Source organism: Escherichia sp. XD33, from assembly GCF_019375075.1.
Taxonomy (GTDB): Bacteria; Pseudomonadota; Gammaproteobacteria; order Enterobacterales; family Enterobacteriaceae; genus Enterobacter; species Enterobacter flexneri_A.
In genome coordinates this window covers 152,694-175,768 of sequence record NZ_JAENDM010000004.1, presented here as the reverse complement: position 1 = coordinate 175,768, position 23,075 = coordinate 152,694, and the positions used below count along the sequence as shown (strand labels likewise).

Annotated in this window: 20 protein-coding genes and 3 pseudogenes; 9 read left to right on the top strand and 14 right to left on the bottom strand. The window is 51.0% G+C overall.

Annotated features, from left to right (window positions below; translation table 11 throughout):
• Nucleotides 1–56 precede the first annotated feature (56 nt).
• Entirely contained in the window at nucleotides 57–323 is a 267-nt protein-coding gene (pmrD, locus tag K0778_RS04645; protein WP_024212043.1) for a signal transduction protein PmrD, read from the top strand.
• Here pmrD and arnF read toward each other — a convergent pair.
• The 7 genes from arnF to arnB are packed head-to-tail and all read right to left on the bottom strand — an operon-like array spanning nucleotide 317 to nucleotide 7,667.
• Nucleotides 317–703, bottom strand: coding sequence for a 4-amino-4-deoxy-L-arabinose-phosphoundecaprenol flippase subunit ArnF (gene arnF, locus K0778_RS04640; RefSeq protein ID WP_000523867.1), 387 nt, complete (start codon nucleotides 701–703; stop codon nucleotides 317–319). The genes pmrD and arnF overlap by 7 nt on opposite strands.
• Nucleotides 703–1,038 carry a 4-amino-4-deoxy-L-arabinose-phosphoundecaprenol flippase subunit ArnE gene (gene arnE / locus K0778_RS04635; RefSeq protein ID WP_000638030.1) on the bottom strand — a complete coding sequence of 112 codons (336 nt, stop codon included), beginning with the start codon at nucleotides 1,036–1,038 and terminating at the stop codon, nucleotides 703–705. Before arnE ends, arnF begins: the two co-directional genes overlap by 1 nt.
• The gene (gene arnT / locus K0778_RS04630; RefSeq protein WP_058055517.1) at nucleotides 1,035–2,687 is read right to left on the bottom strand and encodes a lipid IV(A) 4-amino-4-deoxy-L-arabinosyltransferase; all 1,653 of its coding nucleotides are present in this window, start codon (nucleotides 2,685–2,687) and stop codon (nucleotides 1,035–1,037) included. The genes arnE and arnT overlap by 4 nt, the downstream gene beginning before the upstream one ends.
• A complete protein-coding gene (gene arnD, locus K0778_RS04625; RefSeq protein WP_058055516.1) occupies nucleotides 2,687–3,577 on the bottom strand; it encodes a 4-deoxy-4-formamido-L-arabinose-phosphoundecaprenol deformylase in 891 nt (296 codons plus the stop codon). The genes arnT and arnD overlap by 1 nt, the downstream gene beginning before the upstream one ends.
• Nucleotides 3,574–5,556 carry a bifunctional UDP-4-amino-4-deoxy-L-arabinose formyltransferase/UDP-glucuronic acid oxidase ArnA gene (gene arnA / locus K0778_RS04620; RefSeq protein ID WP_063084524.1) on the bottom strand — a complete coding sequence of 661 codons (1,983 nt, stop codon included), beginning with the start codon at nucleotides 5,554–5,556 and terminating at the stop codon, nucleotides 3,574–3,576. Before arnA ends, arnD begins: the two co-directional genes overlap by 4 nt.
• On the bottom strand, nucleotides 5,556–6,524 hold the full coding sequence (gene arnC / locus K0778_RS04615; RefSeq protein WP_000461633.1) for an undecaprenyl-phosphate 4-deoxy-4-formamido-L-arabinose transferase: 969 nt from the start codon (nucleotides 6,522–6,524) through the stop codon (nucleotides 5,556–5,558). The genes arnA and arnC overlap by 1 nt, the downstream gene beginning before the upstream one ends.
• Nucleotides 6,525–6,527: 3 nt before the next feature.
• Nucleotides 6,528–7,667, bottom strand: coding sequence for a UDP-4-amino-4-deoxy-L-arabinose aminotransferase (arnB, locus tag K0778_RS04610; RefSeq protein WP_153449059.1), 1,140 nt, complete (start codon nucleotides 7,665–7,667; stop codon nucleotides 6,528–6,530).
• A gap of 307 nt (nucleotides 7,668–7,974) precedes the next feature.
• Between arnB and ais the strand changes: the two genes are divergently transcribed.
• Entirely contained in the window at nucleotides 7,975–8,577 is a 603-nt protein-coding gene (ais, locus tag K0778_RS04605; protein ID WP_000879110.1) for a lipopolysaccharide core heptose(II)-phosphate phosphatase Ais, read from the top strand.
• Nucleotides 8,578–8,615: 38 nt separating this feature from the next.
• Here ais and nudI read toward each other — a convergent pair whose 3' ends face one another.
• Nucleotides 8,616–9,041 carry a nucleoside triphosphatase NudI gene (gene nudI / locus K0778_RS04600; protein WP_058055513.1) on the bottom strand — a complete coding sequence of 142 codons (426 nt, stop codon included), beginning with the start codon at nucleotides 9,039–9,041 and terminating at the stop codon, nucleotides 8,616–8,618.
• A gap of 278 nt (nucleotides 9,042–9,319) precedes the next feature.
• On the opposite strand from nudI, the gene K0778_RS04595 reads away from it, so the two are divergent.
• From K0778_RS04595 to yfaU, 5 genes and pseudogenes are all read left to right on the top strand, one after another.
• Nucleotides 9,320–9,862: a YfaZ family outer membrane protein gene (locus K0778_RS04595; protein ID WP_000717009.1), complete on the top strand. Its 543-nt coding sequence runs from the start codon at nucleotides 9,320–9,322 to the stop codon at nucleotides 9,860–9,862.
• Between the two features lie 99 nt (nucleotides 9,863–9,961).
• Nucleotides 9,962–11,164: a nicotinamide mononucleotide deamidase-related protein YfaY gene (locus K0778_RS04590; RefSeq protein ID WP_063084522.1), complete on the top strand. Its 1,203-nt coding sequence runs from the start codon at nucleotides 9,962–9,964 to the stop codon at nucleotides 11,162–11,164.
• Nucleotides 11,165–11,384: 220 nt separating this feature from the next.
• Nucleotides 11,385–11,879: pseudogene (locus tag K0778_RS04585) on the top strand (IclR family transcriptional regulator); the annotation flags it as partial.
• A pseudogene (locus K0778_RS04580) lies at nucleotides 11,810–12,994 on the top strand (MFS transporter). The pseudogenes K0778_RS04585 and K0778_RS04580, both read left to right, overlap by 70 nt.
• Nucleotides 12,995–13,010: 16 nt before the next feature.
• On the top strand, nucleotides 13,011–13,814 hold the full coding sequence (gene yfaU / locus K0778_RS04575; RefSeq protein ID WP_063084521.1) for a 2-keto-3-deoxy-L-rhamnonate aldolase: 804 nt from the start codon (nucleotides 13,011–13,013) through the stop codon (nucleotides 13,812–13,814).
• A gap of 40 nt (nucleotides 13,815–13,854) precedes the next feature.
• Here yfaU and K0778_RS04570 read toward each other — a convergent pair.
• The 5 genes and pseudogenes from K0778_RS04570 to glpA all read right to left on the bottom strand — a co-directional run.
• Nucleotides 13,855–14,064: pseudogene (locus K0778_RS04570) on the bottom strand (hypothetical protein); the annotation flags it as partial.
• Nucleotides 14,065–15,036 carry an ISNCY family transposase gene (locus K0778_RS04565; protein WP_153449058.1) on the bottom strand — a complete coding sequence of 324 codons (972 nt, stop codon included), beginning with the start codon at nucleotides 15,034–15,036 and terminating at the stop codon, nucleotides 14,065–14,067.
• Nucleotides 15,037–15,228: 192 nt separating this feature from the next.
• Nucleotides 15,229–16,419, bottom strand: a complete 1,191-nt coding sequence (glpC, locus tag K0778_RS04560) for an anaerobic glycerol-3-phosphate dehydrogenase subunit GlpC (RefSeq protein WP_001000377.1) — start codon at nucleotides 16,417–16,419, stop codon at nucleotides 15,229–15,231.
• Nucleotides 16,416–17,675, bottom strand: a complete 1,260-nt coding sequence (gene glpB / locus K0778_RS04555) for a glycerol-3-phosphate dehydrogenase subunit GlpB (protein ID WP_058055508.1) — start codon at nucleotides 17,673–17,675, stop codon at nucleotides 16,416–16,418. Before glpB ends, glpC begins: the two co-directional genes overlap by 4 nt.
• Nucleotides 17,665–19,293: an anaerobic glycerol-3-phosphate dehydrogenase subunit A gene (gene glpA / locus K0778_RS04550; RefSeq protein WP_001613490.1), complete on the bottom strand. Its 1,629-nt coding sequence runs from the start codon at nucleotides 19,291–19,293 to the stop codon at nucleotides 17,665–17,667. Before glpA ends, glpB begins: the two co-directional genes overlap by 11 nt.
• A gap of 272 nt (nucleotides 19,294–19,565) precedes the next feature.
• On the opposite strand from glpA, the gene glpT reads away from it, so the two are divergent.
• Together glpT and glpQ are read left to right on the top strand one after the other, a co-directional pair.
• A complete protein-coding gene (glpT, locus tag K0778_RS04545; RefSeq protein ID WP_000948724.1) occupies nucleotides 19,566–20,924 on the top strand; it encodes a glycerol-3-phosphate transporter in 1,359 nt (452 codons plus the stop codon).
• 4 nt (nucleotides 20,925–20,928) lie between these two features.
• A complete protein-coding gene (gene glpQ, locus K0778_RS04540; RefSeq protein WP_001613489.1) occupies nucleotides 20,929–22,008 on the top strand; it encodes a glycerophosphodiester phosphodiesterase in 1,080 nt (359 codons plus the stop codon).
• A gap of 44 nt (nucleotides 22,009–22,052) precedes the next feature.
• On the opposite strand, the gene K0778_RS04535 is transcribed toward glpQ, so the two are convergent.
• Entirely contained in the window at nucleotides 22,053–22,931 is an 879-nt protein-coding gene (locus K0778_RS04535) for a LysR family transcriptional regulator (protein ID WP_058055507.1), read from the bottom strand.
• Nucleotides 22,932–23,075: the final 144 nt, after the last annotated feature.

Below are 23,075 nucleotides of genomic sequence, written 5' to 3'. Positions count from 1 at the left end.
GTTTATCTGTTAATCTGTAAATTAATATGAAAACTCTTAGCAAACAGGATAATGCAATGGAATGGCTGGTCAAAAAATCGTGCTGCGATAAACAAGATAACAGACATGTACTTATGCTCTGCGATGCTGGCGGCGCGATAAAAATGATCGCCGAAGTGAAGAGTGACTTCGCCGTGAAAGTGGGCGATTTACTCTCCCCTTTGCAGAATGCGCTTTACTGTATTAATCGTGAAAAGCTGCACACGGTGAAGGTCCTCTCGGCAAGCAGTTACAGCCCCGATGAGTGGGAACGGCAGTGTAAAGCGGCAGGGAACACTCAGTAACGTTGTTTTGTCGTGGGCAGGAAAATCAACATCAACCCGCTCATAATACAAGCAACTCCCAGTAGTGCCTTCAGCGAAAAAGTTCCTTCCCAGCCGGGAAGTATCATTGATGCAATCCATACCAGCACATAGCTCATACTGAGCAAGGCATAGGCTTTGCTTAACGCAAGTTTATGTAGCGTTTTATACCAACAAAAAACGGAAAGCAGATAACCCAGCAGCCCGAGTAACAGTATCCGGGCATCCAGGCCAAAAGCTAACAGCGCCGCGATAAAATCCCATAAGTGCGTCATCGGCGGCAGATGACTCGCCGCATAACCCAGGCTTAATTGCGCAGCTGAGGCAATAATGACGCTGAATAATCCCCACATCAGGCCCATTACACCGTACTCCCGAGGATCACAATGCCGCCAATAATGAACGCCACCCCACACCAGTGACGCAGTGATACCGGCTCGTGCCACAGTTTTACTGCAGCCAGCGTCACCCAGACAAAATTCAGACTTAACATCGGGTAGGCAATGCCTACCGGTACGTTCTGCAAGACCAGCAGCCAGAGCACCATGGCAAGGCCAAGACAAGCCAGCGCCAGTCCCAGCCACAGCACGATATGTTTGCGCCGTTTGTTTATCGCCACAAAGCAGGTTGCTTGTTTCTGACACAACTGCCCGGCAACGCTAAGCAAGCTGGCAAAGACTAATGTTAGCCAGATCATTTGGGCCGATACTGAATGAGCACCAGACGCTCCTGACGATCGATGGCATCTGCAGGTGGAATGGCGAGACTGTTGACATCTTCATCGCGGTCAACCGAAAGCACGAGTGTAATAATCCCCTCCTGACGATGTTGATTAAGCCAGTTTGAGAACTCATCACCGCTGACAAATCTCCCTTTCGCATCCGGATAATTTAGGCCGTATTTCAATTCCCCTGTCTGGCGATACATGATGATGTCATCACGTCTCAGGCTCCATGCCAGACCAGCAGCAACGCCGACGCTATCGGTAAGAATATAGCGGCTTGGCTGCAGTGATTCTTGTGTCATCTCGACAAAAAATTGCGGATGTTTTCCTTCCATGACTCTGTCAGGAATTGAAAATCCTACCAGCAACGCCAGCCCCAGCGGGCAAAGCGCGGCAAAAGACCAGGTCTTTTCGACGTTTGTTAAGGTGTACCAGCCGAAAAATGCCCATAGCGAAAAAATCGACCATGCACAGAAGACTTTATAGCTCTCGAAGGTTTGCCACACCGGCGTGCTCATAGGTCCCCAGGGGGAGACCACAAACGTAGCAATAATGCCAGTGACGCCAAAAGCGATGTTAATCCAGCCATTAATCCGCAACGCCAGAGGATTATTTTTTGCTGCCAGCAAAGCGTAATGCGCCATCAGCATTGCCAGAGGTGCAAAGCAAGAAAGAATATAGGTGGGCAATTTGCCTTTGGCGACGGAGAAAAACAGCAGCGGCATTATCGTCCAGCTCAACAAATAGACGGTTGCGGAATGCTTGCGGTTTTTCCAGCCTGTGTACAGTGGTCCGGGGAGTAATCCCAGCCACGGCAGGCTACCGGCAATGATGACCGGCAAGTAGTACCAGAACGGAGCTCTATGCTGAGCATCATCCATTGCAAAGCGTTGAATATGCTCAACCCAGAAAAAATAGTGCCAGAAGTCAGGCTCCCGCTGCGCTATCGCCAGTCCCCAGGGGAGAACCGTCAGTACGCAACTGATAACCGCCAGCCAGCCGTAAATAAAGAGATCTTTCCAGCGTTTTTGCGTTGCAACCCATGGCAGCACGCTTAATACCGGCACGGCAAGGGCGAGAAAACCTTTGGTCATCACCCCCATGCCGCAGGTGATTCCCAGCAGTAAAAATCCCGCGCTTTTGCCTTTCCACGTCTGTGCCTGCATTGCCAGCCAGAAGCTGCACATTCCCGCCACCAGCCAGAATGCAATAAACGGATCGAGCACGGCATAAGTGCCAATGGCATAGACAATAAACAGTGAGAGATAAATCACTGCGGCGAGTAGAGCCAGACGTTTATCGCGCCATAAGCGCAGAGTAAACCAGGTCACCAGCGCGGCAGTTAACAGGGTCGCAAAGATAACGCCTGCCCGCACACCAAAGTTATTTGCGCCAAATAGCCATTGCCCAATACTGTTAATCCAGTATCCGGCAATGGGTTTTTCGAAATAACGTAGCCCTAACATATGGGGCACAATCCAGTCGCCGGATGCCAGCATTTCCCGACTGATTTCCGCATAACGCGTTTCATCTGGTTGCCAGAGCAGACGCGTGCTGATCGGTAACAGGTAATAGCAGGCAATAAACGCGAAGAGGCCGATAAGGTAACGTACCGATTTCATCAGCGACGACCCGCAACTTGTTGGCAACCCAGCCAGCCTTCACGTCCGGCAATTTTTCCGCGAACAACTTGCCCGAGCGGCAACGTCTCTGATAATAGTTCGCTTAAAGGGCAAAATATTACGCCTTCCTGGGTTGCACGTTTCAGGAGATCCACAAAATTATGCTGATAAGCACAGCCTTCAACTTCTGCATGAATGGTATAAACCGGCGTGCCTTTATCTCGTAGGATGCGGTTGAGTAGCCAACCGTTAAAATCTTCAGCTTTCACATCCCGACCAATCACTTCATCCCAGGTGGGTAAGGTCACCGGAATTTGCGCCGTGCCGGGTTTTCCTGTTTCGAGCAATGGACGAAACGGCATAGCCCCACGACAATCGCTGTTGTAGCGCAAATGGAACGCTTCTTTTGCTTCGATCACCTGCTGGTCGGCACGCCAGCCAGCGGCTGCGGAGCAGGTTACCGGTTGGCCGATAATTTCTTCCAGGGTGCGAAGGCCGCGTGCGATATCGTCGACCATTGTTTGCCGATCCCAGTTACTGCTATGGGCTTGCCAGGCATGGTGATCCCAGGCGTGCAGGCCGACTTCGTGATGTTTAGCCGCTTCACGAATGATATCGGCATTGGCATGACCAATCTCTTTACCTGGCCAGGCCGTACCTGCCAGTAAAATATCCCAGCCATAAAGCGATGCCGCGTTTGAGCGCAGCATCTTCCACAAAAACTGTGGCTTCACCAGTCGCCAGAGATGGCGGCCCATATTGTCCGGGCCGACGCTGAAAAAAATGCTGGCCTGAATATTATGCTTACTCAAGATTTCCAGCAGACGCGGCACGCCTTCACGGGTGCCACGAAAGGTATCGACATCAATGCGTAAGCCTACTTTTGTCATGATGGTTTATCCGTAAGCTCGACGGTGCGCAAGAAGAAATCCAGCGTTTCGTCGATGGTTTCCTGCATATCAATTTTGGGTTCCCAGTCCAGGCAGCGGCGGGCATTACGGATGCTTGGTTTACGATGCTCTACGTCCTGATATCCCTTGCCGTAGTAGCTGCTACTTTCGACAACGCGAAAGCCCGCAAACGGTGGGAAGTGATGGCGCAGCGGATGTTTTTCGAAGCTCGCCAGCAGCATCTCGCCCAGTTCCTCAATGCTCGCTTCGTTATCAGGATTGCCAATGTTGATAATTTCGCCGTCGCAGCGATTTCCCGCATTTTCGATAATGCGGTATAACGCCTCGATACCATCCCGAATATCAGTAAAGCAGCGTTTTTGTTTTCCGCCATCAATCAGCTTAATCGGTGAACCTTCTACCAGATTGAGAATGAGTTGCGTAATAGCGCGGGAGCTGCCAATTCGCGCTGCATTAAGGTTATCCAGTCGTGGCCCCATCCAGTTAAACGGGCGGAAGAGGGTGAACTGTAAACCTTCTTTTTCGCCATAGGCCCAGATCACTCGATCAAGTAATTGTTTAGATACCGAATAAATCCAGCGTGGTTTATTCACCGGGCCGACGATTAAATTAGAATGGTCCTCATCGAAGTATTTATCGCTACACATCCCATAAACTTCTGAAGTCGACGGGAAGATGATTCGCTTACGGTACTTCACGCAGTAGCGGATAATGCGCAGATTCTCTTCGAAATCGAGTTCAAATACGCGCAGCGGGTTGCGGGTATATTCAATCGGCGTGGCTATCGCCACCAAAGGCAAGACGACATCACATTTTTTGACGTGATACTCAATCCATTCGGAATGAATACTGATATCGCCTTCGACAAAGTGAAAATGCGGATGATTCATAAAACGGCTTATCGCATCGCTGCCAATATCCAGACCGTAAACTTCATAATGATCTTCGCGCAGCAGGCGTTCTGTCAGATGGTTGCCAATAAAGCCATTCACCCCGAGGATGAGTACCCGGGTACGGCGTCGGGCGGCACAGGCAGGCTGGCTATTCAAGCGTGAACCTTGCACCAGGCCCAGCGTCTGCGCTAATTGCGAGCCCTGCATAGTAATGCCGTCGCCCGCCTGTCCAGTGACGATTTCCAGCGCGCCATCGCCACAGGCAATCAGCAGTGGTGCAACAGAAATCACGCTCCCCGGCTGTGCTTTGCTGGCATGAGGATGAACACGCGACGACCAGACGGTGAATTTCTGATTGCCAACATAGCTGAAGGCATCCGGCCACGGATCGGCAACGGCACGCACCATGTTGTGCAGTACGGATGCCGGCTTATGCCATTCGAGGAAACTGTCATCCGGCGTTCTGCGACCAAAACAGGTGGCTTCGTTTTCGCGCTGGGCGATTTCCAGAATATTACCGTGTTTAATGGCGGGTAATGTCTGTTCCAGTAGCTGGCGCGCGGCATGACATAACTTATGATGCAGCGTAATGGCGATATCGTCTGGCGCAATGGCAATGCGCAGTTGCGCCACAATGGCCCCGGCATCGGCACGTTTCACCATTCGGTGCAATGTAACGCCCGTTTCCGTTTCACCGTTGACCAGCACCCAGTTCAGCGGCGCGCGACCACGATATTTTGGTAACAGCGAACCATGCAGATTAAATGCACCTGCGGGAGCGAGCTGCAAAATCTCGTCGCAAATAAGATGGCGATAATAAAAAGAGAAAATCACCTCTGGTGAGAGTTGGGCAATACGTTCCACCCACAGCGGATGATTAACGTTATCTGGCGCATAAACCGGAATGCCTCTTTCCGCCGCCAGACGAGCTACCGAACCATAAAAGGCCTTTTCACCGGGATTATCGGTATGAGTAAAAATAGCGCTAATTTCGTAACCGGCAGCCAGCAGGGCTTCAATACCGAGGCATCCCATATCGTGGTAGGCAAAAACGACGGTTTTCATTATTCATTTTCCTTGCTGGATGGACGGATAACTTGCTGAACAAAATAGCGGGGGCGGGCGCGGACATCGGTGTAGATCCTGCCGATATATTCACCGAGTAATCCCATGCCGATAAACTGAGCGCCAATAAAAGTAAACAGCACGGCAAATAGCATAAAGACGCCTTCTGCCGCCCATTGTGGTCCGAAGGTCAGGCGTAAAATCACCAGCAGCACCGCAATGCTAAAACCTCCAATCGCAATAATGCTGCCGAGCAGACTCAGCATACGTAGCGGCGTTGTGGTAAGGCAGGTCACCAGGTCGTACATCAAATTAATCAGGCGCATAAAACTGTATTTGGATTCACCAAACTCACGCTCGGCATGGTGCACTGGAATTTCAATGGCACGGCGGGCGAAGATATTCGCCAGAATCGGGATAAAGGTACTGCGTTCATGGCAGTGCAACATCGCATCGACAATATGACGGCGATAGGCGCGCAGCATACAACCGTAGTCACCCATCGCTTTGCCGGTGGTGCGCTGAATAAGCCGGTTAATCATCTTCGAAGCGGTTTTACGAAACCAGCTGTCCTGGCGGTTCTGGCGTACAGTCCCTACCACGTCGTAACCTTCATCGGCTTTTGCCACCAGACGGGGGATTTCCTCTGGCGGATTCTGGAGATCGGCATCGAGGGTAATAATTAAGTCGCCGGTGACGTGACTGAATCCCGCCATAATCGCTGAATGTTGCCCGTAATTGCGGTTAAGCAAAATAGACACAATATGGCTGCCCTCCGCTTGTGAGGCTTCGACCAGCATATGCGCGGAATTATCGCTACTGCCGTCATCAATCAGCAGGATTTCATACTCTTTCCCCAGTGATTCACAGGCTGCGGTGGTGCGCCTGATTAATTCCGGTAAGCTTTCCTGCTCGTTGTAAACGGGAATAACCACCGAGACTTTCTTAACAGGGTGGATTTCAAACATGGCTTATTGTCCTGCGAGTTGCTGAAGGGCTGTGATGACGCGGTCGGCATCGGCGGTGGTCATATCCGGGAACAGCGGCAACGAACAGATGCGTTCGCTATTCCATTCGGTATTCGGTAACGACAGCGTGGGAAAACGCTCGCGATAATATTTTTGTGTGTGAGCGGCGCGGAAATGTAACCCGGTACCAATGCCTCTTTCTTTTAACGCTTCCATCAACGCATCGCGACTGATACCACAACGTTGTTCATCGACACGAATAATAAACAGATGCCAGGCGTGAATGTGTGACCAGGCGGGAAGGCTTAATGGCTGAAAGGGGAGAGCTGCCAGTGCTTGCTGATATTGCTGGGCAATTTCGCGCCGACGGGTGTTGAGGTGCTCTAATTTGACTAACTGTGTCAGGGCAATCGCGGCGTTAATATCGGTCAGATTGTACTTATAGCCCGGCGTTAAGACTTCAGCCTGCGGTGCACGGCCCCAGGTATGTCTGTCATAGGCATCGACACCCAGACCGTGAAATTTCAGCATCCGCAGCTGGCGGGCAAGATTTTCATTATCAGTAACAATCAGGCCACCTTCCGCACAGGTAATATTTTTGATGGCGTGAAACGAAAAAATAGCGGTACCTTTTGCACCAATATGTCGCCCTTTGTAATACGTACCGACGGCATGGGCAGCATCTTCGATAACTGCGATGCCGTAACGTTCGCCAATGGCGCGAATGGCGTCAATATCTGCTGGCGCACCGGCATAATGCACCGGAATGATGGCTTTAGTGCGTGGCGTAATGGCTGCTTCGATCGTTTCAGGAGTGACCATCAGCGTATCGCGGTCGACATCCACCATTACCGGCGTTGCACCCAACAAGGAGATCATATTGAGGGTTGAAACCCAAGTCAGGGAAGGCGTAATCACTTCATCGCCCTTGCCAATTTCCAACGCCATTAGCGTGATATGCATTCCGGCGGTGGCTGAACTGACCGCGATGGCATGCTGATTTCCCGTCAACTGGCAAAAGGCTTGTTCAAGCGCCTGATTCTTCGGACCGGTTGTGATCCAACCGGATTCGAGAACCTCTTTAACTGCTGCGAGTTCCTCCACGCCCATTGCTGGTCGCGAAAAAGGCAAAAATTCTGACATTGCTTTTCCTTCCGCCATTGAATACCTGTCCACTTATATTTGCTATAAAGAGTGTTGTGTATATTTTGCCATTTGGAGTGAAATTCTAAGGATAGAATATTAACTTAACCTTAAGAAACTAATATTAGACGTAAATATTGAAATTTTTATATTTTTTCTTATTTAGGCTTTGCATTTGGCAAAATTTTGAGGCATTTTGCCGGCATCGTAGGATTTTTAATATTACACCAACTGCTAATTATCGCCAGAAATGTCGCTCAATTTCACGGTAATTGTCTGGTTGCGCTTGTCTATAGGTGGAGTTTACGTGTTAGCTTTTTGCCGCTCTTCGTTGAAGTCAAAAAAATATTTCATCATTTTACTGGCGCTCGCTGCAATTGCCGGACTGGGTACTCATGCCGCCTGGAGTAGCAATGGTTTGCCACGTATCGACAATAAAACGCTGGCCAGACTGGCACAGCAGCATCCGGTTGTCGTTTTGTTTCGCCATGCTGAACGTTGCGATCGTTCAACCAATCAATGCTTGTCAGATAAAACAGGTATTACGGTCAAAGGTACCCAGGATGCCCGTGAACTGGGCAACGCTTTTAGTGCTGATATCCCTGATTTCGATCTCTATTCCAGTAATACCGTCCGGACTATTCAGTCGGCGACCTGGTTTTCGGCGGGTAAAAAGCTGACGGTAGATAAACGATTTCTTCAATGCGGTAATGAGATTTATAGTGCAATTAAAGACTTACAACGCAAAGCGCCTGATAAAAATATCGTTATTTTTACCCATAATCATTGCCTGACATATATTGCTAAAGATAAGCGTGATGCGACATTTAAACCTGATTATCTGGATGGTTTAGTCATGCATGTGGAAAAAGGCAAAGTTTATCTGGATGGGGAATTCGTTAACCACTAAATTTTCAATCTGACAGCCAGTGATGGCTGTCATCATTGTTAAAGAAGACCTTTCAAACGTAACGTTTTTCGGGTGGCGACATTCAAATCATAGTGCGCCAGATCTTCAGGTTTTACCCACGCGTAGTCTTGAAACTCTTCGTTTATTTTCACTTCTCGGTTGGCAGAAACGCAGTCAAAAATCAGGTAAATCATATAAATCTCTTCCTTGCGACCATCTGCATACGTCTTGGTGCAAATATCATCGCTGAAGGTCCACGGCGTGATTTCTGTCAAAAGCAGCTGTTCTCCCAGCTCTTCGCGAATTTCGCGGCGTAGTGCCTCTTCAATTCGTTCGCCGGGCTCCACGCCGCCACCCGAAAGCGCCCATTGACCGGGGAAAACGCCGCGATCGTCGGCCATTTTACACAGCAAATAAGCACCATCATTTTGAATCAAAGGGCATACAATAGTCCGTTGTCGCACAGGGGTATTCCTTATAAATAAAAAGAAACCATGAGAATACGGTAACTCAGAAATATGTGAAAGTGACAGTAATCTCTTTTGCGATGATAACTGCACTTATTATTATTTTTGTGTGTATCGGTAAACTGTGTTTATTTTTTCGGCGTTTAATTATTTAAGAAGTATTTAGTTACAATAAGTGACTAGATCCCTTTTTTCGCTCATTGAATCCTCTGCGCCAGGCAGTACAATCCCGCAGCTTTGGGAATTTTGATTAATTGCTTGTGGGAAAGGGGATAATGAAAAAAATTGCGCTAGCAGGTCTGGCCGGAATGCTGTTGGTTTCTGCATCGGTCAATGCAATGAGCATCAGCGGCCAGGCGGGTAAAGAATACACCAATATTGGTGTCGGTTTTGGGACTGAATCGACGGGCCTGGCGTTAAGCGGTAACTGGACACATAACGACGACGACGGTGACGTCGCTGGCGTGGGGCTGGGGTTGAATCTGCCTCTCGGGCCGTTAATGGCGACCGTTGGCGGAAAAGGCGTTTACACCAACCCGAATTACGGCGATGAAGGTTATGCCGCAGCGGTAGGAGGTGGTTTGCAGTGGAAAATTGGCAACAGCTTCCGTTTGTTTGGCGAGTATTACTACTCTCCGGATTCACTCTCCAGCGGTATTCAAAGTTATGAGGAAGCGAATGCTGGCGCGCGTTACACCATTATGCGTCCAGTCAGTATTGAGGCGGGTTATCGCTACCTGAATCTGTCGGGTAAAGACGGTAACCGCGACAACGCCGTGGCTGACGGCCCGTATGTTGGGGTTAACGCCAGTTTCTGATCCCTTCCGGCGCGGCATTCTGTCGCGCCATTCAGTTTCTTACTACGTCTTATCTCCCTTTGCGTTATAGTGATTCGATAACAAAAGCAGGAGATAACCATGTTAAAAGTGGAAATGCTATCCACCGGGGATGAAGTGTTACACGGGCAAATCGTTGACACTAACGCTGCCTGGCTGGCCGATTTTTTCTTTCATCAGGGGTTGCCATTATCTCGCCGCAATACGGTGGGGGATAACCTTGATGACTTAGTCACCATTCTTCGCGAACGTAGTCAGCACGCCGATGTGCTGATCGTTAACGGCGGGCTGGGACCGACCAGCGATGATTTAAGCGCACTCGCCGCTGCGACAGCAAAAGGTGAAGGCCTGGTGTTGCATGAAGCCTGGCTCAAAGAGATGGAACGCTATTTCCACGAACGTGGACGAGTAATGGCACCGAGCAACCGTAAACAAGCGGAGCTGCCTGCCAGTGCTGAATTTATCAATAACCCGGTAGGCACCGCCTGTGGTTTTGCCGTGCAGCTTAATCGTTGCCTGATGTTCTTTACCCCCGGCGTACCGTCAGAATTTAAGGTGATGGTCGAGCACGAAATCCTGCCGCGCCTGCGCGAGCGTTTTTCTTTACCACAGCCGCCGGTTTGTCTGCGTTTAACTACCTTTGGTCGTTCGGAAAGCGATCTGGCACAAAGCCTGGACACTCTACAACTGCCGCCGGGCGTAACAATGGGCTATCGCTCCTCAATGCCTATCATCGAACTGAAACTCACCGGACCGGCAAGCGAGCAACAGGCGATGGAAAAACTGTGGCTGGACGTTAAACGTGTTGCCGGACAGAGCGTGATTTTCGAAGGCACCGAAGGACTGCCCGCGCAGATCAGTCGCGAATTGCAAAACCGCCAGTTCAGCCTGACGTTGAGCGAGCAATTCACCGGCGGTTTATTGGTTTTGCAACTTTCTCGCGCAGGTGCTCCATTGCTGGCGTGTGAAGTGGTTCCTTCACAGGAAGAAACCCTGGCGCAAACTGCGCACTGGATTACAGAACGGCGGGCCAACCATTTTGCCGGGCTGGCACTGGCTGTTTCGGGTTTCGAGAACGAGCATCTCAACTTTGCGCTATCCACGCCAGATGGCACTTTCGCTCTGCGTGTGCGTTTCAGCACTACGCGCTACAGCCTGGCTATCCGTCAGGAAGTGTGCGCAATGATGGCACTGAATATGCTGCGCCGTTGGTTAAACGGCCAGGACATCGCCAGTGAGCATGGCTGGATTGAGGTTGTTGAGTCCATGACCTTATCTGTCTGATTCCGCCACTCTGTGCCGGTTTACTGCACCGGCACATCCCCCATCCGGCAAAATTTGTCCAACCTGTTGTACTCAATAAGAAAAAATCCGTGCCGCTAATTCACAAATTTGTGCGTAATTTCTCCAGTCCGCTGGACGAGGAGCGGGATTTGATGCGCTTCACAATTTTACTCCCCCTGAGCAACGAGACTGATTCCAGTATCTAAGACTGGAGTCCAGTATGTTGGAATCAAGCAAAGTTCCCGCCCTGACACGGGCTATTGATATTCTCAATTTGATTGCCCGCATTGGCCCCTGTAGTGCTGCGACGATCATTGACACATTGGGGATCCCTAAAAGCACGGCCTATTTGCTGCTTAATGAACTCAGGCGTCAGCGTTTTCTTAGCCTTGATCACCAGGAAAATTTTTGTTTGTGGACCAGGCTGGTGGAGCTTTCCGGTCATGCGTTAAGCAAGATGGATCTCCGGGAACTGGCTCGACCGCGTTTGACGCAACTGATGGATACCACTGGGCTGTTATGTCACCTGGGGATTATTGATAACGGCAGCGCTTATTACATTTTGAAAGTGGAGTCATCAGCCACTATCAGCGTGCGTTCCCATGAAGGAAAAAGCCTTTCGCTTTATCGCTCCGGAATAGGTAAATGCCTGCTTGCCTGGCAACCTGCAGCTGTACAGCAAAGTATTATCGAAGGGCTGGTCTGGGAGCAGGCATTTTCTTTGTGGTATATGCGTTTCTGGGTGTTCCGGCGAATCTTTTGATGCGCAAACTGGGGGCAAGAACCTGGATTGGTACGACAACACTGCTGTGGGGATTTCTTTCGGCAGCCATGGCATGGGCCGATACTGAAGCGAAATTTCTGATCGTTCGCACTCTGCTTGGTGCTGCGGAGGCCGGGTTCTTCCCTGGTATGATTTATCTCACCTCGCAATGGTTTCCGCAGCGTAATCGCGCCAGCATTATGGGGCTGTTCTATATGGGCGCACCGTTGGCGTTAACACTGGGATCACCGCTTTCCGGCGCGCTGCTGGAGATGCATGGATTTATGGGGCATCCCGGCTGGTTCTGGATGTTTGTGATTGAAGGATTGCTGGCAGTCGGCGCTGGGGTATTCACATTCTTTTGGCTTGATGACACGCCGGAGCAGGCACGTTTTCTGAGTAAAGAAGAAAAAACGTTGCTTATCAACCAACTGGCAAGTGAAGAACAACAGAAAGTGACTTCTCGACTGAGCGATGCGCTGCGTAATGGGCGAGTCTGGCAACTGGCGATTATCTACCTGACCATTCAGGTGGCGGTTTACGGATTAATTTTCTTCCTGCCGACGCAGGTTGCTGCATTGTTGGGGACAAAAGTGGGCTTTACGGCGTCGGTGGTCACCGCCATTCTGTGGGTCGCGGCCTTGTTTGGGACCTGGCTTATTCCGCGCTATTCCGATAAAACCGGCGAGCGGCGTAATGTCGCGGCGCTGACATTACTGGCGGCAGGCATTGGTATTGGTCTCTCCGGGCTGCTTTCTCCAGTACTGGCGATCGTTGCGCTGTGTGTTGCAGCCATCGGGTTTATTGCCGTACAGCCAGTGTTCTGAACGATGCCGACACAGCTTCTTTCCGGTACGGCGCTGGCTGCGGGGATTGGTTTTATAAACCTGTTTGGTGCAGTGGGCGGGTTTATTGCCCCGATCCTGCGCGTGAAAGCAGAAACGTTATTTTCCAGCGATGCGGCGGGATTACTGACGCTGGCAGCGGTGGCGGTCATCGGTTCGCTGATTATTTTCACTCTGCGTGTAAATCGCACTGTTGCGCAGACCGACGTGGCACATCATTAAATAGTTAAGGAACACGATGAACGCATTATTAACCAATCCCTTTAAAGAACGTTTACGCAAGGGCGAAGTGCAAATTGGTCTGTGGTTAAGCTCAACGACTGCCTATATGGCAGAAATTGCCGCCACTTCCGGTTATGACTGGTTGCTGATTGACGGGGAGCATGCGCCAAACACCATTCAGGATCTTTATCACCAGCTACAGGCGGTAGCGCCCTATGCCAGCCACCCCGTGATCCGTCCGGTGGAAGGCAGTAAGCCGCTGATTAAACAAGTCCTGGATATTGGCGTGCAAACTCTACTGATCCCAATGGTCGATACTGCCGATCAGGCACGTCAGGTGGTGTCTGCCACGCGCTATCCTCCCTACGGTGAGCGTGGTGTTGGGGCCAGTGTGGCACGGGCTGCGCGCTGGGGACGCATTGAGAATTACATGGCGCAAGTCAACGATTCGCTTTGTCTGTTGGTGCAGGTGGAAAGTAAAACGGCACTGGATAACCTGGACGAAATCCTCGATGTTGAAGGGATTGATGGCGTGTTTATTGGACCTGCGGATCTTTCTGCGTCGTTGGGCTACCCGGATAACGCCGGGCACCCGGAAGTGCAGCGAATTATTGAAACCAGCATTCGGCGGATCCGCGCTGCGGGTAAAGCGGCTGGTTTTCTGGCTGTGGCTCCTGATATGGCGCAGCAATGCCTGGCGTGGGGAGCGAACTTTGTCGCTGTTGGCGTTGACACGATGCTCTACAGTGATGCCCTGGATCAACGACTGGCGATGTTTAAATCAGGCAAAAATGGGCCACGCGTAAAAGGTAGTTATTGATATCAAAGGCCCATGGGGATCGGCTGTGGGCCTGTGTTAATTAGTGGTTATTCGCTGCCAGATCGGCTTCGCTTAGCTGAGTGGCCGCGAGCACCTGATCACGATCAATGCCCTGCTCCAGCATGCGCAAAGCAATTTTAATGGCTTGTTCATGCATGCCTTCCTGCAAACCTTCTAATTTACCTTCTTGCCAGCCAATTTGATGTCCTTCCTGCCGTAGCCGTTCAGCAATAGTCATTAATCTCTCCTTTTAATGACAGTTCGGAATATCAGCATCAGTGAGTTGGGTTGTCGCCAGCACAATCTCACGTTCAAAGCCCTGCTCCAGCATGCGCAAGGCAATTTTAATCGCTTGCTCATGCATGCCTTCCCGCAAACCTTCTAATTTACCTTTCTGCAAACCCTCCAATTTACCTTGCTGCAAACCTTCTAATTTACCTTCCTGCCAGCCAATTTGATGTCCTTCCTGCCGTAGCCGTTCAGCAATAGTCATTAATCTCTCCTTTTGTAGTGGTGAACGTTCGGCAATCTCCTGAATAAAGCGGGTGAAACGGGAGGTATCGCCGCATTGCAGCAGATAATTAAACAGTGTTTGTAGCTGGCTGTCATTAGTGAAGCCTCTAACCAAAAGCGTGGTGATCCTGTCGACCATACCGATTAAATCGCGGTCGCGAATATGCTTTTGAATCAGTTCCAGCAGAGCTATACGCCGATGTTGCATGATCTCATCGTCAGGTACGATGGTGATATCCACCAACGGAAAAGCTTCGGTGTACAACTGCCGGGCAAGTTGCGGATCGTCAAACTCATCCAGCCAGTTGAGTGAGTACGGGTAGGGCGAGGTTTCGCCATGATAAAACAGCAATGGCACCACCAGCGGAACTCTGTCATAGCCTTTATCCAGGTGACGTTGCATGGCGGCAGTGGCATAGCGCATTAGTCGAAAAGCCATATTCTTTTCTGCAGAACTTTGATGTTCAATCACGCAGTAGATATAGCCGTCACCGTCGCTGGTTTCCACCGACCACAAAACATCCGAGTAGTAAGCGCGTAAATTTTTTTCAATAAAGCTGGCGGGTTCCAGACGTAAAGTTTGCAGGTTGCAAAGCTTGCGCAGCGGCTCTGGCAGATGTATTTCGAGAAAATCTCGCGCCGTATCGGGCGAGAACATAAAGGTTTTAAATACCGCATCATGCGGGGAGGAGGTTGTTGATTCGATCATGGTTGTCCGTCACCTGATATTTATGATGACGCGACATTACGGTTATCCCAGGCCTTTGACATCTGCCAGTTTCAGCCTTTGCGAGACGTTTTCAGAGGAATTTTCACTGCGTTGCAACGTATACATTGAGCGCGGAATCATGCACGCAAAAATGCCCGGTAACCACATGCTTACCGGGCATCAGATGGGAGTTTAAGCCAGCGCCTGGGCCAGTAGCGTAATCGGATGTTCGCAGCGAAGACTTGTGGACATCTCAATCTGCCATTTGCAGGTTTCGCAGTCGGTAACCACCAGATCTGCGCCGCTTTCTTCTATCTGACGGAACAGTGGTGCGCCGATGGCTTGTGAGGTGGGGTAGTTCTCTTTTTTGAAACCGTAAGTACCCGCAATACCGCAGCACTGGGAATCCAGCACCGTTAACTCAAGCCCCGGGATTTTACGCAACAGCTCCAGGGTGTAGAGCGTCCAGCCCATTTTTTCCATATGGCACGGAGTGTGATAAACCACTTTCAGCGGCAGCGGTTTCAGCGGTAACGTTTTGCCTTCGTCCAGCTTGCGCCACAGCCAGCGGGTCGCCAGTTCGATGTGATCGCGTAAGCCTTTGTTGTCGACATTCAGCACTTCCGGGTATTCGTCGCGCAGGGCAAATGTACAGGTTGAGGAGGTGGCAATCACCGGAATGCCTTTTACTCCCACTGCTTCGCGGATCGACTCTACATTTGTGATTGCCTGTTTACGTGCTTTGTCGGTAAAGCCGTTGGCGATCAGCGGTACGCCGCAGCATTTTTCTTTGCTGAGCAGTTGTACACCGGTACCCATTGCGTTGAGCACTTTAATTAAATCTTTGCCTAACTGCGGATGGTTGTAGTTAACGAAGCAGCCGTGAAAGAAAGCGACCTGGTCTTTATACTGCGCTTGCTGAGCCGCCACGCTGCGATACCAGCGACGAAACGTGCCGAAGGAGTATTTCGGTAGCGTGCGGCGATGATCGATTTTTAACGCCGCATCAAGCAACTGCCGCACCGGTTTCAGCGAGGTAGCGGTGTTGACGATTGGTGCGAACGGCGTGGAAACGCTACCCATCAGGTCTGTATGGCTTAAAACAAAATTGCGCAGCGACGGGCGCGTGGTGTCATATTTCGCCCGTGCACGCTGGATGATATCGCCAATCTTCACATCGGACGGGCAGGCGACTTCACAACGTTTGCAGTTGATGCAATATTTCAGTGCCTCGTCATACAGTGCGCCATCTTTCAAACGCAGACGCTCGCCATCCGGCCCGGCTTGTTTTGGCCCCGGATATCCCGGATTCACCCGGCTCACCGGGCAGGCGGTGGTGCAGACGGTGCACTTAATGCAGTTTTCGAAGCTGGTGTCGTTCATTGTTGGCCTCCTGCGCGTTGGGCAATCTGTTGAGCGGCATGTAAAGCACTGACGGCACAAACACCGCCGCCGCATCCCTGGGCGATGGGATCAAATCCGCCCAGCACCGAACCGATGGCAAACAGGTTCTCAATGGTTTGCCCTGCCTGCGACGGGCGTAGTGCCTCATCAGTGGTTACACCGAACTGCTGCCATGGTTGCGGCGCAAAAAAATCGCCCTTATACCATTCACCCCGCGTGGCGGTTTGTAGCACATCAAGGCCGAGAATCGGCTCTCGAATGCCGTTACGTTCCGCCACCAGTCCGCCGCTAAAGAAACTGCCGCTGGCGAGCACGGCAAAGCGTGGACGCAGCGGGATATCGGCGTGATTGCGCGTCCAGATTTCATTTACTACGCCATTTTTACAGGTCACTTTTTTCACTTCATCGCCTGGCATCCACACGCCACCCTGGCGCACAAACTGGCGCTGTAACTGGTTTTGCAGACGAATGCCCAGCACGGAAGGCGGCAGCGTTGGCAAAAGCATCAGTGAACAAGGTAGTTTTTCATTCAACCAATGCCACAGTTTGTCATCGGCCAGGCCGAAGCAGGCGGGCATCAGGATCATTTCGCAGGTATTGGCGACAGGAATAAGCGCATCAAGTAACAGCGGCCAGTTTTCTTCATCATCAAGGAAACGGGCGATATTCACCGCGCGAAACTCGGTGGCGTTGTTGCGCAGCACATCCAGTTCCGGCAGTTCAATTTCTGCGGTTTCAACGGCAAGGTCGAGTTCGCGCAACGAAGCCGCCGCAAGATGCGCCTGAAAATCCATCAGACCGCTAATTCCTACTACACATATTTTCTTCGCGGGCAGCGGCCAGACGGGGACTTCTGGCGCACTTAGCCAGGTTGAGCGCAGAGTGCCGAGAGGCGTAACCCGCTGGTGGGCCAGTTCTACGCTGCCCTGTAATTGCGCACCGCTTTCAGCGATTAATGCCTGCGCCTGGCAAGCGAGATCGAGTACGCGTTGTGGCCCTAGAAGAGTGTAAGGATGGGCAGGTGCCTGCTGACGCAAAGATTCCAGTCCACTGTGAATGTCTGTCACCGGTTGGCCATCTGGCAGATGGCTCAGCAAATCCAGCGATCCAGATGAGAAATGGAGCGCGCTTTGACCACGAGTGACAATGGCACAGCGCAGGCCGTGTTTTTGCAGTTGCAGGCCACAGAGTAATCCGGCGAGGCCGCCGCCCATAATGACAGTATCAAAGCGCATCTTTCTGCTCCTTCTCCAGACCACACAGTCCCTGATAAACCCAGCGGGTAAATTCGCTTTCGCGCAGTGCGTCTCCCCATGCTATGGGTTGCACGCCTTTCCAGCGTTCGTTTAGGAAGGTGGAAAGTTGCTCGATAGATTGCGCGGACGTCGTGACGTTAAACCGTTGCAGCAGTCCGGCAGCGCGGCAGGCGCAGAGTTCGCCCTGGCAGGTACCCATCCCCACACGGGTACGACGGCGTAAATCCAGCAGGCTATTAACGTTTAAATTTTCTACCGCGTACTGCACTTCACCCGCAGTTACCGCTTCGCACTCACATACCAGGCTACGGTGCAGACGGCCTTCGCTCAGCCAGGCAGGCGTGCGATCGCCATGACGATAAACCGCAGAACCGCGCAGCGGGGCAGGTAGGGAGATGACTTTACGCAAGGTAACTTCAGCGGGTTCCTGTGAACCAGGAAGTGCCAGATCGGCGGTCGTACAGGGGCGCGTGTTGCCCAGTTTACGGCATACGGCGTCGGTAGCCCATTCCGCCATCAGCCGATAGGTCATCAGTTTGCCACCGGTGATGGTGATAAATCCGTCCAGACCATCGCGTTCAGCATGATCGAGCAGCACGATGCCGCGGCTGACGTTACGCCCGCTCGGGTCATCATCGCTGGCGACCAGTGGACGCACGCCAGAGTAGGCCCGCAAAATGCGCGTTTGCGCCATCACGGGGGCCAGTTTTTCCCCTTCACGCAGCAGAATATCAACCTCTTCTGCCGTCACTCGATTATCGTCAATCTCGTTGTAATCAATACGTAAAGAGGTGGTGCCAATCAGCGAAATGGTATCGCCAGGCACCAGAATATCGGCGTCGGAAGGTTTACGGCAGCGGTTGATCACATGCTGGTTAATGCGGTGATCCATGATCAGCAGCGATCCTTTCGCCGGGAACATGCGAATGCGCAGATCGGCATATTCGGCAATGTGTTGCCCCCAGATCCCAGCGGCATTAACCACGACAGGTGCATGAAGGGCCTGAGTTTCGCCGGTGAGATGGTTACGTACACGAACACCGCACACCGTCGCGCCTTCACGAATCAGCCCCGTGACTTCATGAGCGGTAAGGATAACAGCACCGTGTTCTTTGGCATCCAGCATGTTTGCTGCGGTCAGACGAAATGGATCAACGGTGCCATCCGGAACTTTCACCGCGCCAATCAGTGCCGGGTTAACGGCAGGTTCGATAATGCGCGCTTGCTGCGGGTCTATAGCTTCTGCGCTGATCCCTGCTTCTTCGCAGGCGCGAATAAAAGTGGCCTGGAAGGAGAGGTCATCTTCCGGCAGGGTGATAAACAGGCCGTTGGTTGGTTCAACGCAGTGACGTGCAATGCGTTTCAGGATCTGGTTTTCACTAATGCATTCGCGGGCCGATTCCGCATCGGTTACCGCATAGCGCGCACCGCTGTGCAGCAGGCCGTGGTTACGCCCGGTGGCACCGGTTGCGATGTCGTGGCGCTCAACCAAAATCACGCGCAGCCCGCGCAGGGCACAGTCGCGGGCAATTCCGGCTCCCGTTGCGCCGCCGCCAATGATAATCACGTCACTTGATTGCGAGTCGCGAGTTTTCATTGTTATCCCTCTGAAGTTCGTTTTTTACCATTTAGCCATAGTAAAAACATGAATTGTTTGATTTCGCGCATATTCGCTCATAATTCGAAAGTGAAACGTGATTTCATGCGTCATTTTGAACATTTTGTAAATCTTATTTAATAATGTGTGCGGCAATTCACATTTAATTTATGAATGTTTTCTTAACATCGCGGCAACTCAAGAAACGGCAGGTTCTCTCACTGAATCAGGCTGTTAATCATAAATAAGACCACGGGCCACGGAGGCTTTCAATGTTGAGTATTTTTAAACCAGCGCCACACAAAGCGCGCTTACCTGCCGCGGAGATCGATCCGACTTATCGTCGATTGCGCTGGCAAATTTTCCTGGGGATATTCTTTGGCTATGCTGCTTACTATTTGGTTCGTAAGAACTTTGCGCTTGCTATGCCTTATCTGGTTGAGCAGGGATTCTCACGCGGTGATTTAGGTTTTGCCCTTTCGGGGATCTCGATTGCTTATGGATTTTCGAAATTCATCATGGGTTCGGTATCGGATCGCTCGAATCCGCGCGTTTTCCTGCCCGCAGGTTTGATTCTGGCGGCGGCAGTGATGTTGTTTATGGGCTTTGTGCCATGGGCGACGTCGAGCATTGCGGTGATGTTTGTACTGTTGTTCCTCTGCGGTTGGTTCCAGGGGATGGGGTGGCCGCCGTGTGGTCGTACTATGGTGCACTGGTGGTCGCAGAAAGAACGTGGCGGCATTGTGTCAGTGTGGAACTGTGCGCACAACGTCGGTGGTGGTATTCCGCCGCTGCTGTTCCTGCTGGGGATGGCCTGGTTCAATGACTGGCACGCGGCGCTCTATATGCCCGCTTTCTGCGCCATTCTGGTGGCATTATTCGCCTTTGCGATGATGCGCGATACCCCGCAATCCTGTGGTCTGCCGCCGATCGAAGAGTACAAAAATGATTATCCGGACGACTATAACGAAAAAGCGGAACAGGAGCTGACCGCGAAGCAAATCTTCATGCAGTACGTGCTGCCGAACAAACTGCTGTGGTACATTGCCATCGCCAACGTGTTCGTTTATCTGCTGCGTTACGGCATCCTCGACTGGTCACCGACTTATCTGAAAGAGGTTAAGCATTTCGCGCTGGATAAATCCTCCTGGGCCTACTTCTTCTATGAGTATGCGGGTATTCCGGGCACCCTGCTGTGCGGCTGGATGTCGGATAAAGTCTTCCGTGGCAACCGTGGGGCAACCGGCGTTTTCTTTATGACACTGGTGACCATCGCGACTATCGTTTACTGGATGAACCCGGCAGGTAACCCAACCGTCGATATGATTTGTATGATTGTTATCGGCTTCCTGATCTACGGCCCTGTGATGCTGATCGGTCTGCATGCGCTGGAACTGGCACCGAAAAAAGCGGCAGGAACGGCAGCGGGCTTTACCGGTCTGTTTGGTTACCTGGGCGGTTCGGTGGCGGCGAGCGCGATTGTTGGCTACACCGTGGACTTCTTCGGCTGGGATGGCGGCTTTATGGTAATGATTGGCGGCAGCATTCTGGCGGTTATCTTGTTGATTGTTGTGATGATTGGCGAAAAACGTCGCCATCAGGAATTACTGCAAAAACGCAACGGAGGCTAATGGCATGAAATTGACGCTGAAAAACCTTAGCATGGCGATCATGATGAGCACTATAGTCATGGGAAGCAGTGCAATGGCGGCGGACAGCAACGAAAAAATAGTCATCGCCCATCGCGGTGCCAGTGGATATTTGCCGGAGCATACGCTGCCAGCAAAAGCGATGGCGTATGCGCAGGGAGCGGATTATCTGGAACAGGATTTGGTGATGACCAAAGACGACCATCTGGTTGTTCTGCATGACCATTACCTCGATCGTGTTACTGATGTTGCCGATCGTTTCCCGGATCGGGCGCGCAAAGACGGTCGTTACTACGCGATAGATTTCACGCTGGATGAAATTAAGTCGTTGAAATTTACCGAAGGTTTCGATATTGAAAACGGTAAAAAAGTGCAGACTTATCCAGGGCGTTTCCCAATGGGTAAGTCCGACTTCCGGGTGCACACCTTTGAAGAAGAGATTGAATTTGTTCAGGGGTTAAATCACTCTACCGGGAAAAATATCGGTATCTATCCAGAAATCAAAGCGCCGTGGTTCCATCATCAGGAGGGGAAGGATATTGCGGCAAAAACGCTGGAAGTGCTGAAGAAATATGGTTACACCGGTAAAGACGATAAAGTTTATTTGCAATGTTTTGATGCTGATGAGCTGAAGCGTATTAAGAATGAGCTGGAACCCAAAATGGGCATGGATCTCAATCTGGTACAGCTGATTGCCTATACCGACTGGAATGAAACGCAGCAGAAACAGCCGGACGGAAGCTGGGTTAATTACAACTACGACTGGATGTTTAAGCCGGGTGCCATGAAACAGGTGGCGGAATATGCAGATGGTATTGGTCCGGATTACCATATGTTGATTGAGGAGACATCGCAGCCGGGTAATATCAAACTCACTGGCATGGTGCAAGATGCTCAGCAGAACAAGCTGGTAGTGCATCCTTATACCGTGCGGTCAGATAAACTGCCTGAATACACAACTGATGTGAATCAGTTATATGATGCTCTGTATAACAAAGCGGGTGTAAATGGGTTGTTTACTGATTTCCCTGATAAAGCGGTTAAATTCCTGCATAAAGATAATTAATGACACAGGCATCCGGGAAGGCAAAACCTGACCGGATGCCCTTTTCACAATATGCCTTTGACCACCAGGGTTTCCATACACATTTGCAATAAAAACAATGGGCTGCCTTCTACCGGAGCCTCTTTGACCAGCAATGAAATTTGCCGATAAAACGTCGGCTCCAGCGGGACAGAGCATAACTCACCGGCGACGGCTTTCAGCGTCAGCTCCGGTAACAGAGCAATTCCTAATCCCTGGCGAATAAAACTTATTGCCGTATCTGGATGGTTAAATTCATATTTAATGACCGGCGTAATATTCTTTTCCTTAAATAACGCCATAATGCTTAATTCATAACGCCCCTTACTGATAATGAGCGGTTCTCCCACCAGTTCTTCCACCGATATAGCGTTATTTTTTGCCAGGGGATGAGCATCTGGCAGCACCACGGTAAATTTATCCTGATATACCGGGACGGAATACATTTCGGTTACCGGAAAATGGACAAAACCGGCATCGATAGTTTCGTTTTGCACCGAATCAATAATTTCACTGCTGTTCTCTTCGTAAGGAATGATTTTTATCTGCGGATGATAAGTTTCAAAATAGCGAATAATACCCGGTAAAATACACGCGCAGGCGCTGGGAAAGCAGCCGATGCGCAGCGTTCTGGTCGGGTTATGTTTTTCCTGCTCGGCAATTTCTTTCACAGCGTTCACTTCACGGGTAATCGCCCGCAGATGGCTTGCGATGCGTGAGCCGGCGTCAGTCAGCTGCAGTGCTTTTCGCCGCTCGCGGATCAGGATCTCTACGCCAAGCTCTTGCTCCAGGGTGGCAATGGCCTGGCTTACGGCGGATTGCGTCATAAACAGGCGCTTACTGGCTTCGGTAAAGCCGCCATAATCCAGTACGGCGAGCAGGGTGTGGATTTGGGTTAGTGTCATTAGTAATATCTAATTAATATGATTAAAACGATTAATTTCTCTTATAGAGTGCATCCATTTATACTCTATTTCTATCGAGTAAATCACATTTTGACGCACCTGTAGTGGTTCAGCCTGTGATGCTGAGCGGTGTCCTTGTGCGCC

Coding starts and splice junctions, on each gene's coding strand:
- K0778_RS04590 (WP_063084522.1), top strand. CDS start 9,962: ATGTTAAAAGTGGAAATGCTATCCACCGGGGATGAAGTGTTACACGGG.
- K0778_RS04595 (WP_000717009.1), top strand. CDS start 9,320: ATGAAAAAAATTGCGCTAGCAGGTCTGGCCGGAATGCTGTTGGTTTCT.
- glpT (WP_000948724.1), top strand. CDS start 19,566: ATGTTGAGTATTTTTAAACCAGCGCCACACAAAGCGCGCTTACCTGCC.
- yfaU (WP_063084521.1), top strand. CDS start 13,011: ATGAACGCATTATTAACCAATCCCTTTAAAGAACGTTTACGCAAGGGC.
- glpB (WP_058055508.1), bottom strand. CDS start 17,675: ATGCGCTTTGATACTGTCATTATGGGCGGCGGCCTCGCCGGATTACTC.
- arnC (WP_000461633.1), bottom strand. CDS start 6,524: ATGTTTGAAATCCACCCTGTTAAGAAAGTCTCGGTGGTTATTCCCGTT.
- pmrD (WP_024212043.1), top strand. CDS start 57: ATGGAATGGCTGGTCAAAAAATCGTGCTGCGATAAACAAGATAACAGA.
- K0778_RS04565 (WP_153449058.1), bottom strand. CDS start 15,036: ATGATCGAATCAACAACCTCCTCCCCGCATGATGCGGTATTTAAAACC.
- arnF (WP_000523867.1), bottom strand. CDS start 703: ATGGGCCTGATGTGGGGATTATTCAGCGTCATTATTGCCTCAGCTGCG.
- glpQ (WP_001613489.1), top strand. CDS start 20,929: ATGAAATTGACGCTGAAAAACCTTAGCATGGCGATCATGATGAGCACT.
- arnD (WP_058055516.1), bottom strand. CDS start 3,577: ATGACAAAAGTAGGCTTACGCATTGATGTCGATACCTTTCGTGGCACC.
- arnT (WP_058055517.1), bottom strand. CDS start 2,687: ATGAAATCGGTACGTTACCTTATCGGCCTCTTCGCGTTTATTGCCTGC.
- glpC (WP_001000377.1), bottom strand. CDS start 16,419: ATGAACGACACCAGCTTCGAAAACTGCATTAAGTGCACCGTCTGCACC.
- glpA (WP_001613490.1), bottom strand. CDS start 19,293: ATGAAAACTCGCGACTCGCAATCAAGTGACGTGATTATCATTGGCGGC.
- arnE (WP_000638030.1), bottom strand. CDS start 1,038: ATGATCTGGCTAACATTAGTCTTTGCCAGCTTGCTTAGCGTTGCCGGG.
- arnB (WP_153449059.1), bottom strand. CDS start 7,667: ATGTCAGAATTTTTGCCTTTTTCGCGACCAGCAATGGGCGTGGAGGAA.
- K0778_RS04535 (WP_058055507.1), bottom strand. CDS start 22,931: ATGACACTAACCCAAATCCACACCCTGCTCGCCGTACTGGATTATGGC.
- arnA (WP_063084524.1), bottom strand. CDS start 5,556: ATGAAAACCGTCGTTTTTGCCTACCACGATATGGGATGCCTCGGTATT.